Origin of the sequence: Slackia heliotrinireducens DSM 20476 (genome assembly GCF_000023885.1) — a bacterium.
In the GTDB taxonomy this organism is placed as follows: Bacteria; Actinomycetota; Coriobacteriia; order Coriobacteriales; family Eggerthellaceae; genus Slackia; species Slackia heliotrinireducens.
Genome location: NC_013165.1, coordinates 1,259,881 through 1,275,722 on the forward strand (window position 1 = coordinate 1,259,881; position 15,842 = coordinate 1,275,722).

The following is a 15,842-nucleotide window of genomic DNA, read 5'->3' on the forward strand; positions in this document are numbered from 1 at the left end:
AAAACAGTGGCTGAAAACGTAAAGCGTGTCTACGCGTTCGGTAAGGACGCGCAGGGCAACAACGTTACTGAGGGCGACAAGGATATGAAGTACATCCTTGGCGGCAAGGGTGCCAACCTTGCCGAAATGGCCGTTATCGGTCTGCCCGTCCCTCCGGGATTCACCATCACCTGCCAGACCTGCATGGAGTATGCGAATGCAGGCAACACTTGGCCTGAGGGCGCGTTGGATGAGATCAACAAATACCGTCAGGACCTGGAAGAGCGCATGGGCAAGCGCATCGGCGACGCCGATGACCCGCTGCTGGTTTCCGTGCGTTCCGGCGCTCCTATGTCCATGCCGGGTATGATGGACACCGTCCTCAACCTCGGCCTCAACGACGAGTCCATCAAGGGCCTCATCAAGCACACCGAGAATCCCCGTTTCTCCTGGGACAGCTACCGTCGTTTCATCCAGATGTTCTCCAACGTGGTCATGGGCCTGGACGGCGACCTGTTCGAGAACGCCATCACCACCAAGAAGCTGGTCAAGGGCGCCAAGTCCGACACCGACCTTACCGCTGAGGACCTCGAAGAGCTCGTAGCCGAGTTCAAGCAGATTTTCTCCGACAACGTCAGCGCCGAAGATTACCCGCTGCTGGTCGTGGACGGCAAGGTCCAGTTCCCGCAGGACCCCGACACCCAGCTGCGCCTGGCCATCGAGGCCGTCTTCGGCAGCTGGAACAACCCCCGTGCAACCCTGTACCGCAAGCAGAACAAGATCGCGGACGACCTCGGCACCGCCGTCAACGTCCAGACCATGGTCTTCGGCAACAAGGGCAACACCTCCGCAACCGGCGTGGCCTTCACCCGCAACGCCGCTGACGGCACCAACGAGTTCTACGGCGACTACCTGGTCAACGCCCAGGGCGAAGACGTCGTCGCAGGCATCCGCAACACCAGCCCCATCGCCGAGCTGAAAGAGGTCGAAGGCCTGCAGGAGGCCGGCCGCGAGCTCGAGGGCATCTTCGGCATTCTTGAGAACCACTACCGCGACATGATGGACATCGAGTTCACCATCGAGCAGGGCAAGCTGTGGATGCTCCAGACCCGCGTCGGCAAGCGCACCGCAGCCGCCGCTCTGAAGATCGCCATCGACATGGAGAAGGAAGGCCTGATCACCAAGGAAGAGGCCATCCAGCGCGTCGACCCCGAGCAGCTCGACCAGCTGCTGCACCCGCAGTTCGACAAGAACGCCACCTACGACGTGGTGGCCCGCGGCCTGAACGCCAGCCCCGGCGCCGCTGTGGGCGAGGCCGTGTTCTCCGCTGCCGATGCTGTGGAAGCCAAGGCCGAAGGCCGCAAGACCGTTCTGGTCCGCTGGGAAACCACTCCCGACGATTTGGCCGGCATGATCGCTGCCGAAGGCATCCTGACCTCCCATGGCGGCAAGACCTCCCACGCCGCCGTTATCGCCCGCGGCATGGGCGCCCCCTGCGTCTGCGGCGTTGAGGCCCTGCGCATCGACGCTGAGAAGAAGGAAGCCGCCATCGCCGGCACCGACATCGTCATCCGCGAGGGCGACATGATCTCCATCGACGGCACCACCGGCATCCTGGTTCTGGGCGCAGTCGATTTGGTCATGCCCGAGCTCACCGGCGATCTGGACACCATCCTCGCGTGGGCCGACGAGGTCCGCACCCTGGGCATCCGCGCCAACGCCGACAACCCGGCAGACGCTCAGCTGTCCCGCGACTTCGGCGCCGAAGGCATCGGCCTGTGCCGCACCGAGCACATGTTCCTGGGCGACCGCAAGCAGATCATCCAGACCTTCATCCTCAACGAGGACCAGGAAGTCCGCGAAGAGGCCGTGGCCAAGCTGTTCGAGGCCCAGAAGGGCGACTTCTACGGCATGTTCAAGGCCATGGACGGCCTGCCGGTCATCGTCCGTCTGCTCGACCCGCCGCTGCATGAGTTCCTGGAGAGCCCGCGCGCCCTGGACGTCGAAATCGCCAAGCTGGAAGCCACCGGCGGCGACGCGGCCGTCATCGCCGAGAAGCGTGCCCTCATGGAGAAGATCGACAGCTTCGCCGAGCAGAACCCCATGCTGGGCCTGCGCGGCTGCCGTCTGGGCATCGTCTATCCCATCCTGCCCGTCATGCAGGTTCGCGCCATCGCAACCGCTATGGCAGAACTCAAGAAGGAAGGCCTCGATCCGAAGCCCGAGATCATGATCCCGCTGGTCTCCACCGTCAACGAGCTGGCCAAGCTGCGCGCCGTCGCCGAGCAGACCATCGCCGAGGTCGAAGAGGCCGAGGGCGTGAAGCTCGAGATTCCGATCGGCACCATGATCGAGCTGCCTCGCGCCGCTGTGACCGCTGACGAGATCGGCACCAAGGCCGACTTCTTCAGCTTCGGCACCAACGACCTGACCCAGACCACGTTCGGCTTCAGCCGCGACGACGTCGAGTCCGAGTTCGTGCCTCAGTACCTGGCTGAGAAGATCCTGCCCTACAACCCCTTCGCCACGGTGGACCCGGGCGTTGCCAAGCTGGTCAAGATGGGCGTCGAGCTCGGCCATGTGGGCAATCCCGACATCACCTGCGGCGTCTGCGGCGAGCACGGCGGCGATCCCGACTCCGTCAAGATCTTCCATTCCATCGGTCTTGATTACGTCTCCTGCAGCCCGTACCGCGTGCCGCTGGCACGTCTGGCCGCCGCTCAGGCAGCCCTGAAGGATACCGGCAAGGACAAGTAAGTCGCTTCGGCATACCGTACTTTGAAGGCGGACCGCTTCGGCGGCCCGCCTTTTTTCGCGCGCGTGGCGGTTGCGCAATCGGCCGAAGCCCTGCAGCCTAGGATGTTCCCATCGTAAAAGGGGAGCGGTGCTTCCAGCAATAGCGAAAGGAACAAAGATGGAATGCGGCAATACCTTCACCGTCACGAAGGACGACGGCCAGACCGTCGAATGCTCGGTCCTGTTCACCTTCGAGAGTGCAGACTCAGGCAAGACCTACGTGGTGTTCACAGACGAGTCGCGCGACGAGATGGGCAACACCATGGTGTATGCGAACATCCTGGGCAAGCACAACAGTCTGGAACCTATCGAGACCGATGAGGAATGGAACGTTGTGGAAGGCATCCTGAACCAGCTGGAGCGTGAGGCACGAAACGGCAGTTTCGACGGTTTGGACGAAGACGAAGTCGCCCGCCTTTTGGAAGACCGCATCAACGTCGCACCCGAGCCCGAGCTCGACCCCGAGCCTTACACCCTGGAAGACCTGAACAGGGATGTGGACGCCCTGAACGCCTTCATGCGCCAGCTTGAAGCCGAGATGGGCGAAGGCGGGGTATAAGGACATGCCGGCCGACCGCGCGAAAAGGCAGCTTCTCCTGACGGACGCCTGCCCTTGAAAATGCCGCAAAATGCATGGGATTCACACCACGCAGGGGCGTTTAACATGGGATAATGCAGACAGAACATCCGTAAAGCTTGCGAAAGCCTGTTCGTAGAAAGGAAGCCGCCATGACGGAATTCGAAGACAAAGAACGCGACGTCGAAGAGATTGAGGACGAAGAAGAGTTCGATGACGATGTGATCGTGTTCGTCGACGAGAACGGCAACGAGCAGGAGTACGACATCGTCCTGACGTTCTACGACGAGGGTACCGACAAGGACTACATCCTGTACGCCGACGGCGAGCTGGATGACGAGGGCATGGCCATGGTGTACGCCAGCACCTACGTCTATAACGAGGAGACCGGCGAGCTGGATCTGGAAGAGGTCGTGGACGAAGCCGAGGTGGCCGTGGTGAACGCCAAACTCGAGGAGCTCGACACCGACGACGATCTGGATGACCTGGACTAACGCCGATTCGTAATTCGAACGGGGCCGGCCTTGCGGGGTCGGCCCTTTCGCTGTTTTCATGCAAAGGACCGCCATGACCGCACGTGAGACATACCCTCTGCCCGCCGAAGAGGAGCGCGAGCTTATACGTTCCACCGTCATCTCCGAGGCGGTGCTTTTGGGCATCGGCATCGTATTCGCTGTGATGATGTCGTGCCTTGACGGCGGCCCGCGCCACGCCTTTCTCGAACTGGGCGTGCTGCGCGATTTGGCGGCTGTGTGCAAACCGCATTGGATTATGGCCGTGCTGCCTGCGGTTATGCTTGCCGTTCTGTATCTGGTTGATACCTGGGCCATGCAGCATAACGGTGAATACGTGGAAGCGGCCATCCGGGAGCGCCAAGGCATGACCGGCGAGCTGCCGCGTCTGTCCATGGTTGCCATCGTGCCCTGCATGGCCGTGGGCGCCATCGCCGAGGAGCTGGTGTTCCGCTACGGCATCCTGGGAATCTTGGTCATATTGGTGGGATACGTTGTCCCAGGTCCAGTGGCTGCAAGCGTGGCGGTGTTCGTGTCGGCCATCATGTTCTGGTACATGCACGCCCGCAACCGCGACCCCTGGAACACGGCCGTCGTGCTGATCAACGCCATCCTTTGGGGCAGCGCCTACGTGTTTACGGGAAGCCTGCTGTCATGCATCGTGGCGCAGGCCGTCTACAACATCGGCGAGCTTGCCTTCGAGCGTGTGAAAATGACCTCGGAGCCTGATTACTTCCGCGGTCGCGTGCCGGTGCGCGAGGCGTTGGACATGCAGAAAAAACGCCGATGACCAGGGCTGCGACGACGCTTCGCCCGCTGGGTCAGCTACGTTCGCTTCGCACACAATATTACCAATTGTAAATTCGTAACAACGATGGTATGCTACGTGTGTCACGAATCAACAATTGGTAACACAGGGGGAACACGATGCATATACCTGACAACTACCTGTCGCCTTCGACCTGCGGCGTTCTGACCGTCGCCATGGTGCCCGTCTGGGCCCACTGCGTCAAAAAGGTGAAAGAGGAACTCGATCGCGAGAAGGTGGCGTTCATCGGCGTTGCAGCCGCGTTCTCCTTCCTGCTCATGATGTTCAACGTGCCGCTGCCGGGCGGCACCACGGGACATGCCGTGGGCGCGGTGCTGATTGCCATTTTGCTAGGGCCCGAAGCGGCGTGTTTGGCCGTCACCGTGGCGCTTCTCATCCAGGCGCTGCTCTTCGGCGACGGCGGCATCCTGGCCTTCGGCGCGAACTGCTTCAACATGGCCTTCATCATCCCGTTTTCGGGGTACTACATATATAGGTTCATCCGCGACCACGCGCCTGCCGCCTGGGGCGATAAGGTGGGTGCTTTTGTCGGCGCCTACGTCGGCATGAACCTGGGCGCGTTTATGGCCGCCGTCGAATTCGGCATCCAGCCCCTGCTGTTTACGGACGCGGCGGGCAACGCCCTGTACTGTCCCTATCCACTGGCCGTCTCCATTCCCGCAATGCTGATCCCACACCTGCTGCTTGCGGGCATCGTGGACGCCCTGGCCACCGTGCTCATTTACACCTTCGTGAAGAACGCCGCGCCTGAATACGTGTACAAGCCGGCCGATTCCCAGGTGGACACCTCCAAAAAGGGCTCGTTGGTCACCGTCTACGCGTTGGTGGCCGTGCTTGTCGTAGCCACGCCGCTGGGCCTGCTTGCCGGGTCCGGCGACGGTTGGCTCTCCCGGTTCGGCGACGCCTGGGGAGAATGGGGCACCGAAGACGTGGCCGCTATGGTAGGCTATACGCCCGGCGGCATGGCCGACGGCTTCGAATGGAGCGCCATCATGCCTGATTACTCGCTGGCGGGGCTGCCTGACGTGGCGGCGTACATCCTGTCTGCGGTCATCGGCGTGCTGCTGCTCATCGTAGGCTTCAAGGTCGTCTCGTCGTTCGTCTCGAACAAGGAGTAAACAGGGGATGATTCCCGACTGGCTTGAACAGCCGCAAGACTACACGCCTCGGAAGGACCGCGACGTCTTTCTGAGGCGTAATGCGTTGCAGCTCACGTCCATGCTGTCGCGCGTGAAGATGCAGCGCGGCGGCCTGGACGACGACAGCCTGTCGGTGTTGGATAGGCTGCTGATTTGCGTCGACCCTGCGTTGCGCATCGCGGGCATCATCCTGGTCATTCTGCTGAACGCGGCTTCTACCAACATGTTCTTCACCTATTGCGTAGCCGCAGGCGTGCTGGGCATTCTGGCGCTCAAGCGCGGCGAAGACGTCGTGGACGTGGTGAAACCTGCGTTGGGAGGCGCTGCCTTTACGGCGCTCATCATGCTGCCTGCGGTGTTTCTGGGGCAGCCCCAGTCGATGGTGCGCATCACTTTGAAGGTGTTTCTGTCGGTGGTGCTGCTGGCGAACCTGGCTCGCGGTGTGGCGTGGAACGAGCTGGTTGCAGGCCTGCGGTTCTACCATGTACCGTCGATTTTCGTGTTCATTTTCGACATCACCATCAAATACATCGTGCTATTGGGCGAGACCGCCCAAAGCGTGCTTGAGGCGCTGGCGCTGCGCAGCGTGGGGTCGAACCGCGACAAGAGCGGCTCGGCGTCGGCCGTCATGGGCGTGACGTTTCTGAAGGCGCAGGATTACGCCCGCGAGATGTACCAGGCCATGGAGTGCCGCGGGTTCGTGGGCGACTACCTGTCGCCGCGCCATAGGGTGTTCAATCCTGCGGGCATCGCATATCTCCTGGTCATGGCGGCGCTGGTGGTGTGGTTCTTCTATCTAGAGGGGGCAATGTGACAAACGCTGGAATGAAGGGCCACGAGGGGCTTTCCGCCGAGGAGCGCGCGGCCCACGAGGCGTCGGTGCATGCGCAGGCGGCCAAGGCCGTGGAGTATCTGGAACATTTGGAGCATGCGGGGCATGAGAAGCCGGGCCGCAGCAACGAGGCGCCGGTGCTGATCGAGTTCGACCATGTGAGCTTCGGGTACGAGGACGAACCGGTGCTCGACGACGTGTCGTTCGCGATTCGGCAGGGACAGGCCGTGGCGCTGACCGGGCCCAACGGGTGCGGCAAGTCGACGGCGTTGCGCCTGATCAACGGGCTGCTGTTCGCCAAGTCGGGGGAGTATCGCTTCGACGGGCAGAAGGTTGACGCCGCCGCCATGAAGAACCAGACGTTTGCGAAACGGCTGCACCAGCGCATCGGGTTCGTGTTCCAGAACCCCGACACGCAGCTGTTCTGTCCCAGCGTGCAGGAGGAGATCGCCTTCGGACCGCGGCAGATGGGGCTTTCCGAGGAGGAGGTCCAGCGTCGGGTGGACGACATGCTGGACATGTTCGACCTGCGCAAACTGGCGAAGCGTGCGCCGTACCGCCTGTCCGGCGGCGAGAAGCACAAGGTGGCCATCGCCTGCGTGCTGTCGATGAACCCGGATGTCATCGTGCTGGACGAGCCCACCAACGGGCTGGACCAGAAGACCCAACGGCTGCTCACGCGCACGCTGCACGATTTGAATTTCGCTGGGAAGACCGTGGTGCTTTCCACCCACGACCATGATCTGGTGATGGACCTGGCCGCCCGCGAACTCCGCATGCGCGGCTAGCCGGGGCAAGGGGACACGCCCACGGGACATAGGGGACGGAGCCCTTTGTCCCTTTTTCCGACGAGGCGGAGGCTGGGCGGGCGAGTGCTTTCATCAAGTCCCGTTCCTCGGCCCGAAATCCTCGTTTTCCGCCAGGAAAAACAAGTAATGTACGACTTCGCGCCGGAATGGGTCGCGCGTATCATGTCGACACGCGTATGACCTGGGGCTTTGTATGGGTGCATATTTTCAGTAGCGAAGCGGAGCCGAACAGTCGTACATTAGTTGATTTTCTTGGCGTAGAATCGGGTTTTGGGCTGGAGGAGCGGGCCGGAATGGCGGGGGAGCGCCCCTGCTGATGCATCGAGTGTCAAGGGGCGGTTCCCTTTGCCCCAATTTGCATAAAGAACGATACCGATGTGTCAATAGGAAACGTCCCTACTGACACACTGCGGCTAAATAGGACAAGAGGGACTGTCTCCTTTGTCCCAAAGGCGGCTACTTCTTTTTTCGGGGGCGGACCAGGCAGTTCTTTCCGAAACCGATGAGGTCGGTGCGGCCGGCGCGGCGAAGCGCCTCGACCACCAGGTCGTAGTTCTTGGGGTCGCGGTACTGGATGAGCGCGCGCTGCATGGCCTTGTCGTGGGCGGATTTCGGGGTGTAGATGGGCTCCATGGTCCGCGGGTCCACACCGGTGTAGTACATGCAGGTAGAAATCGTCGACGGGGTGGGGTAGAAGTCCTGCACCTGTTCGGGCATGTATCCCAGGTCGCGGCAGTATTCCGCCAGCTCGACGGCTTCTTTAAGGGTGGAGCCAGGGTGCGACGACATCAGGTAGGGCACCACGAACTGCTTCTTGCCGGTTTTGGCGTTCTCGCGTTCGTACAAGCTGATGAACTCCTGGTAGACGGAGTTTTCGGGCTTGCCCATGGCCGCGAGAACCGCATCGGATACGTGTTCGGGCGCCACGCGGAGCTGGCCGGAGATGTGGTGGCGGCAGAGCTCGCGCATGAAGGTGGGGTCGGAATCGGCCACCACGTAGTCGAAACGGATGCCCGAACGCAGGAACACCTTCTTCACGCCGGGCAGGGCGCGCAGCTTGCGCAGCAGGCTGACCAGGTCGGAATGGTCCACCTTCATGCGGGGGCAGATGTGCGGCGTCATGCAGCGCCGGTGCTTGCAGGCGCCGGCTTTGAGCTGCTTGTCGCAGGCGGGCGCGCGGAAGTCCGCGGTGGGGCCGCCCACGTCGTGGATGTAGCCCTTGAAGTCGGGGTCGGCGATCATGTCGCGGGCCTCAGCCAGGATGGATTCGTGGCTGCGGGCCGACACGATGCGCCCCTGGTGGAAGGTGAGCGCGCAGAAGGAGCATTCGCCGAAGCAGCCGCGGTTGCTGGCCAGGGAGAACTTGACCTCGGCCAGGGCGGGCACGCCGCCGGCGTCGTCGTAGGACGGGTGCCATGCGCGGGCGTAGGGCAGGGCGTACACTTCGTCCATCTCGGCGGTGGTCAGCGGCAGCGTGGGCGGGTTCTGCACCGCGAACTGGTGGTTTGGATAGGGCTCCACCAGGCGCCGGCCGCGGATGGGGTCGGCGTTTTCGTACTGCACTTTGAAGCTGCGGGCGTAGTTGAGCTTGTCGGCTTGCAGGTCGTCCCAGCTGGGCAGAAGCTCGTAGTCGTACACTTCGTCCAGCGAGTCGGTGCGGAAGACCGTGCCGTCGATGAACGTGATGTCCCGCACGGACAGGCCCGAGGCCAGCGCGTCGGCGATTTCGACGATGGAGCGTTCGCCCATGCCGTAGGAGATGATGTCGGCGCCGGAGTCCATGAGGATGGACCGCTTCATCTTGTCGGACCAGTAGTCGTAATGGGCCAGGCGGCGCAGGCTGGCCTCGACGCCGCCCAGGATGATGGGCGTGGTCTTGTAGGTCTGGCGGATGAGGTTCGAGTAGACCACCACGGCGTGGTTCGGGCGGTGGCCGAATTCGCCGCCGGGGGTGAAGGCATCGTTGTGGCGCTTCTTTTTGGCGACGGTGTAGTGGTTGACCATGGAGTCCATATTGCCTGATGAAACCATGAATCCGAGGCGCGGTTCGCCGAATACGGAAACGGAGGCTGGGTCGCGCCAATCGGGCTGGGCGATGATGCCCACCTTGTAGCCGGCGTGCTCGAGGACGCGCGTGATGATGGCCATGCCGAAGGAGGGGTGGTCCACGTAGGCGTCGCCGCACACGTACACGAAGTCGACCTGGTCCCAGCCGCGGGCGCGTGCGGCTTCCATGGTCATGGGCAGGAATTCGGACTCGTCGCGGGTGTGGGGAACGGGCTGCGGCTTGGCGGGCTGCTTCGGGCACTGGGCGGCTGCGGCCTGCGGCTTGCGGGCGCGGTTGCCGGAGCCGGCTCGGTTGCGGTTGCGTTGGGAAGCGCGGTTGCCGGAGCGGTCCCTGTCACGCTGGGTGGCGCGGTTCCCGGTGCGGTCCCGGTCGCGCTGGGTGCGGTCGCGGCCTCGGTCGTGGTCGCCGGAGCGGTGGCTTTCGTCCTGCGAATCGCGAAGATCTCCGGAGCGGGGCCGCTGTCCCGAGCGCGAGCTGCGCCTTCCATCCCGCTGGGACGGGTTTGCGTGCTCGTGTTGGCTATGTCGTTTCCCGTTGTGTTTCATGATGAGACTACCATACCCCAAAACCTGCCCGAGGTTGAACCAGAAGCGGCAGTCCCCATGTACTCACCTGCAGCGCGGCGGTGGGAAAGTGGGCCGTTGCCCCATCAAGGAGCCGGCCCCCGTTGTTCCATCGGCTCGGTCCGATCGACGTGCGCGCAACCTTATCGCATCCCGCTCCTCGGTCCGAAATCCTCGTTTTACGCCAAGAAAACCAACTAGTGTATGACTTCGCGAAGCTACGGGTCGCGCGTGTCATATCAGCACGCGTTTGACCTGGGGCTTTGTGTGGTCATATATTTCGAGGAGCAAAGCGGGGCCACACGGTCGTACACTAGTTGATTTTTTTTTGGCGCAGAAGCTGGTTTTGGGTTGGAGGAGTGGGCTGAAAGGGCGGGGAAGCGTCCCTACTGACACATCGAGGGACAAGGAGCGGTTCCCTTTGCCCCAATTACATAAAGAACGATAACGATGTGTCAATCGGAAGCGTCCCTGCTGACACATGTCAATCGGAAGCGTCCCTACTGCCACAGCGGGACAAAGGGAGTGTCCCCCTTGTCCCAAGTTACCACAGGCAGGAGTCGATGAGGTCTTTGCGGCGGAGGGTGTCGATCCACGCTGAGGGGATGCCGTCGAGGCCGTAGAGGATGCCGGCCAGGCCACCCGCCACGCATGCGGTGGTGTCGGTGTCGCTGCCCAGGTTGACGGCCTCCAGCACGCAGTCCTCATACGTGGATGTGTTCAGCAGGCACCACAGCGAAGCCTCCAGCGTGTGCAGCACGTATCCGCTGGACTTGATGTCGGCGCGGCCCAGTTCGGCGATGCGCGGGATGCGATCGAAGGGCTCGCCGAAGACGGCGTTGGCGTCCACGGCCTCGGCGGCAGACATGCCGCGGGCCAGGTCGCGCGCGATATGCACGTACATGATGCATGCCAGCTTGGACTGCTCATGTGCGTGGGTGATGGCGGACACCTTCCCGATCTGCGAATCCGCGGCATCGGCAAACGCCAGCGGCAGGATGCGCATGAGCGACCCGTTGCCGTTGTCTCGCTCGCCGTCCATGCCGCGGCCGCGCCGCAGCGCGTTGGACACGGTGATGCCGCAGTCGAAGACCACGCCGTCGGGGGTGTAGCACGCGTCGTTTCGCCACAGGTTGAAGCGCTGGCGAATGTCCTTCACGTCGATGGCGCCCTGGTTCGCGCGGATGCTGTCGGCGCAGGCGATCATCATGGACGTGTCGTCCGACCAGGTGCCGGGCTCTTGGTCATGGGTTCCGTGGCCGACCATGTCGGTGCAGGTGAACGTGTCGCGCGTCATGAATTCGTACGGCACGCCCAGCGCGTCTCCGATGGCCGCTCCGTATACGCCTGCCTTCAGCTGTTCGTTCATATCGCGTCCTTTCCCCGTGTGCGATTTCGGCCTAATATACCGCATTTTCCGAATGGTTGTCGGGCTTTGCACCTAGTGCCGTATTTTCTACCGTTTGGCAGTTCCGTATTGGCACGGGCAACCAGATAGGCGATTATGGCGCCATCGGTTTTGAGGTACGCAAGGAGGACCTGATGTTCGACTACGACGGCTATGGTTACGGGGATGACGATTTCGAAGGCGGCCGTCCTTCCAAGAAACGTAAGACGTCCATTTACGACGACGACAAATACGGTTTCGACAGCTACGACGACGATGACGACGATTGGGACGAGGACGAAGAGGACGACATCGACGAAGATGACGACGATGACGACGTTTTCGCCTGGGATGACAGCGAGCGCGACTGGAACGAAGACGACGATGACGACGATGACGACGATGACGACTGGGACGAAGACGACGAGGACGAGGAAACGCCCGAGCTAGACGAGTCGTTCGACGATCAGTGGTAAGCGGTTCATCCAACCGATTCTGATATGCATTTGAAACGTGCCGGCAGGGAACATCCCCGTCGGCACGTTTTGGTATACTCGTTCGGTCACACTACGAATGAAACGAGAGCCCATGGAAGACCTTAAAATCGCGCTGCTGATCGACGGCGACAACGTGTCCGCCAACTACATCGGCAGCATCTTAGACGAGCTTACCGAAACCGGCACCACCACCATCAAGCGCATCTACGGCGACTGGACCAGGCCCGAGATGCGTTCCTGGCGCGACCAGCTGCTGGGTCGCTCGGTGCAGCCCGTGCAACAGTTCTCCAACGTGTCCGGCAAAAACGCCACCGACTCGGCGCTGATCATCGACGCCATGGACATCCTGTACGGCCGCGACGTGGACGCCTTCTGCATCGTGTCCAGCGACTCCGACTTCACACGCCTGGCCAGCCGGCTGACCGAATCCGGCAAGGTGGTCATCGGCATGGGGGAGGAGAAGACCCCGGACGCCTTCCGCAACGCCTGCACCAAGTTCGTCAACCTTGAGAACCTGAGCAGCGCCTCCAACGGCGACGACGAGTCGTCGGGGCACGGCACGGCGTCGGCCACGCTCAAGGGCGTGGAGCACGTGATCGCCAAGGTGATCCGCGACAACGAGAACCGCGGCCGCGTGACGCAGCTGAGCGAGGTGGGCAACCGCCTGTCCAAGAAGTACCCCGACTTCGACGTGCGGTCCTTCGGGTACTCGTACCTGTCCCGCATGATCGAGGACATGCCGCGCTTCGTGCTGACCCGCACCGACACCAAGGTGACGGTGTCCATTTCGCAGGACCAGGCCACGCAGGTCACCGAGCAGGTCAAAGCGTTCATCCTGACCACGGTGGGCGAGCACAAGAACAAGCGCATGGGCGTCAGCGAGCTGTCCAACAAGGTGTACGAGGCGTTCCCTGGCTTCAAGCTGAAGGATTCGGGCTACTCGCAGATTTCCAAGCTTGTGGCCAGCATCGACGGCATGTCCGTCGAGTCCGGCCGCAACAACAAGAAGTACGCCGTGGTCCTGACCGACGAATAACCTCGGCTGTGAGTCAGTAGGTGGTCCTGACCGACGAATAGCCTCGGCTGTGAGTCAGTAGGGACGTTTCCTACTGACACATTTTTGAGTCAGTAGGGACACATCTCTCATCACATCGAGCCGACATGCCTGATGCGGCCGCGGTCCGTAGGTGCATTGCTGTGCCAGAAGGGCAGACTTGAGAAAGGTTGCCGTTGCCATTGCGCGGGTGCGGTCGTGGCGAAAGTCAGGCGCCGAGCGTCGGATGCGCCGCCCAATCAATGGGCGCGAATCATCTCGGCGTAATAGACGCCGTGTCGTTCCTCCATCCAGGTGAAGAAAGCCTCGGGCGTCATGGCGGGAATCGACGAGCGCTCGAAATCGGCAAGGTTGCGGGTCACGAGCACATTCGCGCCGATGCTGACGGCGGCCTGATGGACCAGGGAATCTTCGAAGTCGTCCCACTGCGAGTCGAGCGCCAGGTCCACCTCGCGCTGGCCGACCGAAACCACGTTGACGAACTTCCGCAGATGCAGCAGGGCGGCTCGGGCCTGCTCGGCGTAGCGTCGGTTGCCGCGGTTGCTTGTGGCGTAATGCAAATCGGCTATCTGGGAGGAGCTCACCCACAGCTCGTAGTCATTCATCTTCGAGAAGATGAGCAGCCAGCGCGCGGAGTCGAAGTCGTTGCGCTTCAGCATGAAATCCAGAATGACGTTCGTATCCACAAGTATGCGAATCATAGGACGTCCTCCTGGTTGAACAGGTGAATTTCGGTGTTCTGAAGGTTGTGCTTCGCGGCGATGCGCTCTCCGCGGTTCACTTTGGCGTCGCGGCATCGGAGCGCTGCCTGGCACCGGTGCGCTAGGGGTATGTGCACTCGAGGTGCTCGTGGTCGGCAGTGACCACGCTGATGGTCTCGGGAAGCTCCACGTAGGAAAACACAATGCAGACCTGGGGATACGTGATCATTTGGGCGGTGACGTCGCCTACTGCCGGCTCGATCTCCGTCACGGCGACGGTGTAGTCGGCCCCGATGGCCCGGACATCGTCGACCGCTATCTCGTATCCGCTGGAAGGGCACTCGCCCGAGCACACGAAAAGGAACACCTGCCCGCCAGTCTCGTCGATCACGTATTGGAACCCGCGCTCACCTGCTGCGGAAGGGTCGGGAAGCTCGGGGAACTCGGAGGGGTCCACCTTCTGCCAGTCGACGACCTCCACATAGGAGCCGGCGCCGTCAAGTTCGAACTCCTCGTCGTCGCCCGTTTCGTTCGCAGCGAATCTGTCATCGCTTTCGGTCGCAGCAGATTCGGACTCGGGGGAAGGCGCGTCCGCCCTCGTGCACCCAGACAGGGCCGCAGCCGTGCACGCGAACGCCAACAGCGCGGCAATCAGGCAAAACCTCGAGCTCATACGTGCGTGCTGCATGTTGTCCTCCCGTCTTTCGGCTACGGGTATTGTATGGCGGGCGCGCCCCGCAGGCAACGGCGCGCGCGAACCGGTCCGTAAAGGGCCTGAACAGGCGATTGCGCGCCCGATGGCGGACAAACACTATCCAAACGCGTTGCGGCACGCCATAATGGAACCGCACAGGCAACGGCGCGCGTCGGATACGCCGCCGAAGGCATCTGCTGCGGCCCTGTGGCAAACCGAAAGGAGCCCATCATGCTTCACGAAGTCAAGTTCCCGTCTTTCAACAACCGTGACGAAGTGACCGGCTGGATCTATGTGCCGGCCTGCGAGCCCGAAGGCGTGGTGCAGCTGGTGCACGGCTTCGGCGAGCACTCGCGCCGCTACTTCCATATGATCGTGGCGCTTATGGACGCGGGCTTCATCGTCGCGGCCAACGACCATGTGGGCCACGGAGCCACGGCCATCGCCAACGACACCTGGGGCGACTGGGGCGACGCAGGTCCGCACACCATGATGGAGGACGAGAAGCGCTTCAAGGATGTGGTCTGCAAAAAGTATCCTGACCTGCCGTATTTCATGTTCGGGCACTCCATGGGCTCCATGATCGCGCGCGATTTCTCGACCAAGTACGGCGACGAGCTGATGGGCGTCATCTACTGCGGCACCACGGGCGTGTTCGCGAATACCCGCGCCGTGCGCGAGAAAGTGGACGCGGCCGTCGCCGCAGGCAAGGCCCACGAGGCCGACCCGGCGTTCGTCGGCGAGCTGTTCGGCTGGATGTTCAGTCGCTGCGACGAAGGCGTCAAGCTGGGCAACGAGTGGATCTGCCACGACCCCTACGTGCAGAAGGACCACGCCGAAGACCCCTTCGACGCGTTCACACACCCGTGCCACAACATCTCGGTTCGCGACTTTATCGACATGATGCTGTGCATCGAGGGTAAGGAATGGGCCGAGAAGGTGCCGACCGACCTGCCCATCCTGCTGATCGCCGGCGACCAGGATCCCGTGGGCAATTTCGGCGAGGGCGTCTATACCTGCGCGAATTGGCTTATCGACACGGGCCACGACGTCATCACGCAGCTGTATCCGGGCTTCCGCCACGAGATCCACAACTACGACGAGATCAAGTTCGACGTGGAAACCACCCTGGTCGAGTGGCTGACCATGCAGCTGTAGCAACGGCGCGACAGATTTGTAATCGGCGGCGGCTCCATCACGGGGCCGCCGTCTGTTCGCGGGACGAAGGGGACGGAGCCTTTTGTTCCGCCCTGCGTCAAAGGACATCGGGGACGAACGAGGACAAGAGGCTCCGTCCCGTGCCCCGCCGCGTGAGAACGTCAACGAACGGACAAAAGGCTCCGTCCCCGTTGTCCCGTACCAAGAAGGGGCCGACATTGTCGGCCCCCTGCGCATTATCCAGTTC

The 15,842-nt window shown here is 62.2% G+C and carries 14 protein-coding genes; 10 read left to right on the forward strand and 4 right to left on the reverse strand.

From position 1 onward, the window contains the following. The first annotated feature begins 6 nt into the window (after positions 1-6). The 7 genes from ppdK to SHEL_RS05445 all read left to right on the forward strand — a co-directional run bounded on the left by ppdK (position 7) and on the right by SHEL_RS05445 (position 7,452). Positions 7-2,736 (forward strand): pyruvate, phosphate dikinase, encoded by a 2,730-nt coding sequence (gene ppdK, locus SHEL_RS05415; protein ID WP_012798243.1) that lies wholly within the window; start codon positions 7-9, stop codon positions 2,734-2,736. Positions 2,737-2,893: 157 nt separating this feature from the next. Continuing rightward, on the forward strand, positions 2,894-3,334 hold the full coding sequence (locus tag SHEL_RS14250; protein WP_012798244.1) for a DUF1292 domain-containing protein: 441 nt from the start codon (positions 2,894-2,896) through the stop codon (positions 3,332-3,334). A gap of 170 nt (positions 3,335-3,504) precedes the next feature. Continuing rightward, positions 3,505-3,846, forward strand: coding sequence for a DUF1292 domain-containing protein (locus SHEL_RS05425; RefSeq protein WP_012798245.1), 342 nt, complete (start codon positions 3,505-3,507; stop codon positions 3,844-3,846). Positions 3,847-3,919: 73 nt separating this feature from the next. Beyond that, positions 3,920-4,654, forward strand: a complete 735-nt coding sequence (locus SHEL_RS05430; RefSeq protein WP_012798246.1) for a CPBP family intramembrane glutamic endopeptidase — start codon at positions 3,920-3,922, stop codon at positions 4,652-4,654. A 137-nt stretch (positions 4,655-4,791) separates the two neighbouring features. Continuing rightward, complete coding sequence (gene cbiM, locus SHEL_RS05435) at positions 4,792-5,811, forward strand: cobalt transporter CbiM (RefSeq protein WP_012798247.1); 1,020 nt, start codon at positions 4,792-4,794, stop codon at positions 5,809-5,811. A 7-nt stretch (positions 5,812-5,818) separates the two neighbouring features. Further along, positions 5,819-6,646 carry an energy-coupling factor transporter transmembrane component T gene (locus tag SHEL_RS05440; RefSeq protein WP_012798248.1) on the forward strand — a complete coding sequence of 276 codons (828 nt, stop codon included), beginning with the start codon at positions 5,819-5,821 and terminating at the stop codon, positions 6,644-6,646. After that, positions 6,643-7,452: an energy-coupling factor ABC transporter ATP-binding protein gene (locus SHEL_RS05445; RefSeq protein WP_232001632.1), complete on the forward strand. Its 810-nt coding sequence runs from the start codon at positions 6,643-6,645 to the stop codon at positions 7,450-7,452. The genes SHEL_RS05440 and SHEL_RS05445 overlap by 4 nt, the downstream gene beginning before the upstream one ends. A gap of 477 nt (positions 7,453-7,929) precedes the next feature. Here SHEL_RS05445 and SHEL_RS05450 read toward each other — a convergent pair whose 3' ends face one another. Further along, positions 7,930-10,086 (reverse strand): YgiQ family radical SAM protein, encoded by a 2,157-nt coding sequence (locus SHEL_RS05450; protein WP_012798250.1) that lies wholly within the window; start codon positions 10,084-10,086, stop codon positions 7,930-7,932. A gap of 562 nt (positions 10,087-10,648) precedes the next feature. Beyond that, positions 10,649-11,473: an ADP-ribosylglycohydrolase family protein gene (locus tag SHEL_RS05455; protein ID WP_012798251.1), complete on the reverse strand. Its 825-nt coding sequence runs from the start codon at positions 11,471-11,473 to the stop codon at positions 10,649-10,651. Between the two features lie 173 nt (positions 11,474-11,646). Between SHEL_RS05455 and SHEL_RS15370 the strand changes: the two genes are divergently transcribed. Together SHEL_RS15370 and SHEL_RS05465 are read left to right on the forward strand one after the other, a co-directional pair. Beyond that, positions 11,647-11,967: a hypothetical protein gene (locus tag SHEL_RS15370; protein ID WP_012798252.1), complete on the forward strand. Its 321-nt coding sequence runs from the start codon at positions 11,647-11,649 to the stop codon at positions 11,965-11,967. Between the two features lie 112 nt (positions 11,968-12,079). Further along, the gene (locus SHEL_RS05465; protein WP_012798253.1) at positions 12,080-13,024 is read left to right on the forward strand and encodes an NYN domain-containing protein; all 945 of its coding nucleotides are present in this window, start codon (positions 12,080-12,082) and stop codon (positions 13,022-13,024) included. A gap of 257 nt (positions 13,025-13,281) precedes the next feature. On the opposite strand, the gene SHEL_RS05470 is transcribed toward SHEL_RS05465, so the two are convergent. After that, positions 13,282-13,743, reverse strand: coding sequence for a PIN domain-containing protein (locus SHEL_RS05470; protein WP_012798254.1), 462 nt, complete (start codon positions 13,741-13,743; stop codon positions 13,282-13,284). Positions 13,744-13,864: 121 nt separating this feature from the next. Continuing rightward, on the reverse strand, positions 13,865-14,416 hold the full coding sequence (locus tag SHEL_RS05475) for a protease complex subunit PrcB family protein (RefSeq protein ID WP_169304505.1): 552 nt from the start codon (positions 14,414-14,416) through the stop codon (positions 13,865-13,867). 252 nt (positions 14,417-14,668) lie between these two features. Here SHEL_RS05475 and SHEL_RS05480 point away from each other — a divergent pair, with 252 nt between their 5' ends. Further along, positions 14,669-15,595, forward strand: a complete 927-nt coding sequence (locus SHEL_RS05480; RefSeq protein ID WP_012798256.1) for an alpha/beta fold hydrolase — start codon at positions 14,669-14,671, stop codon at positions 15,593-15,595. Positions 15,596-15,842 lie beyond the last annotated feature (247 nt).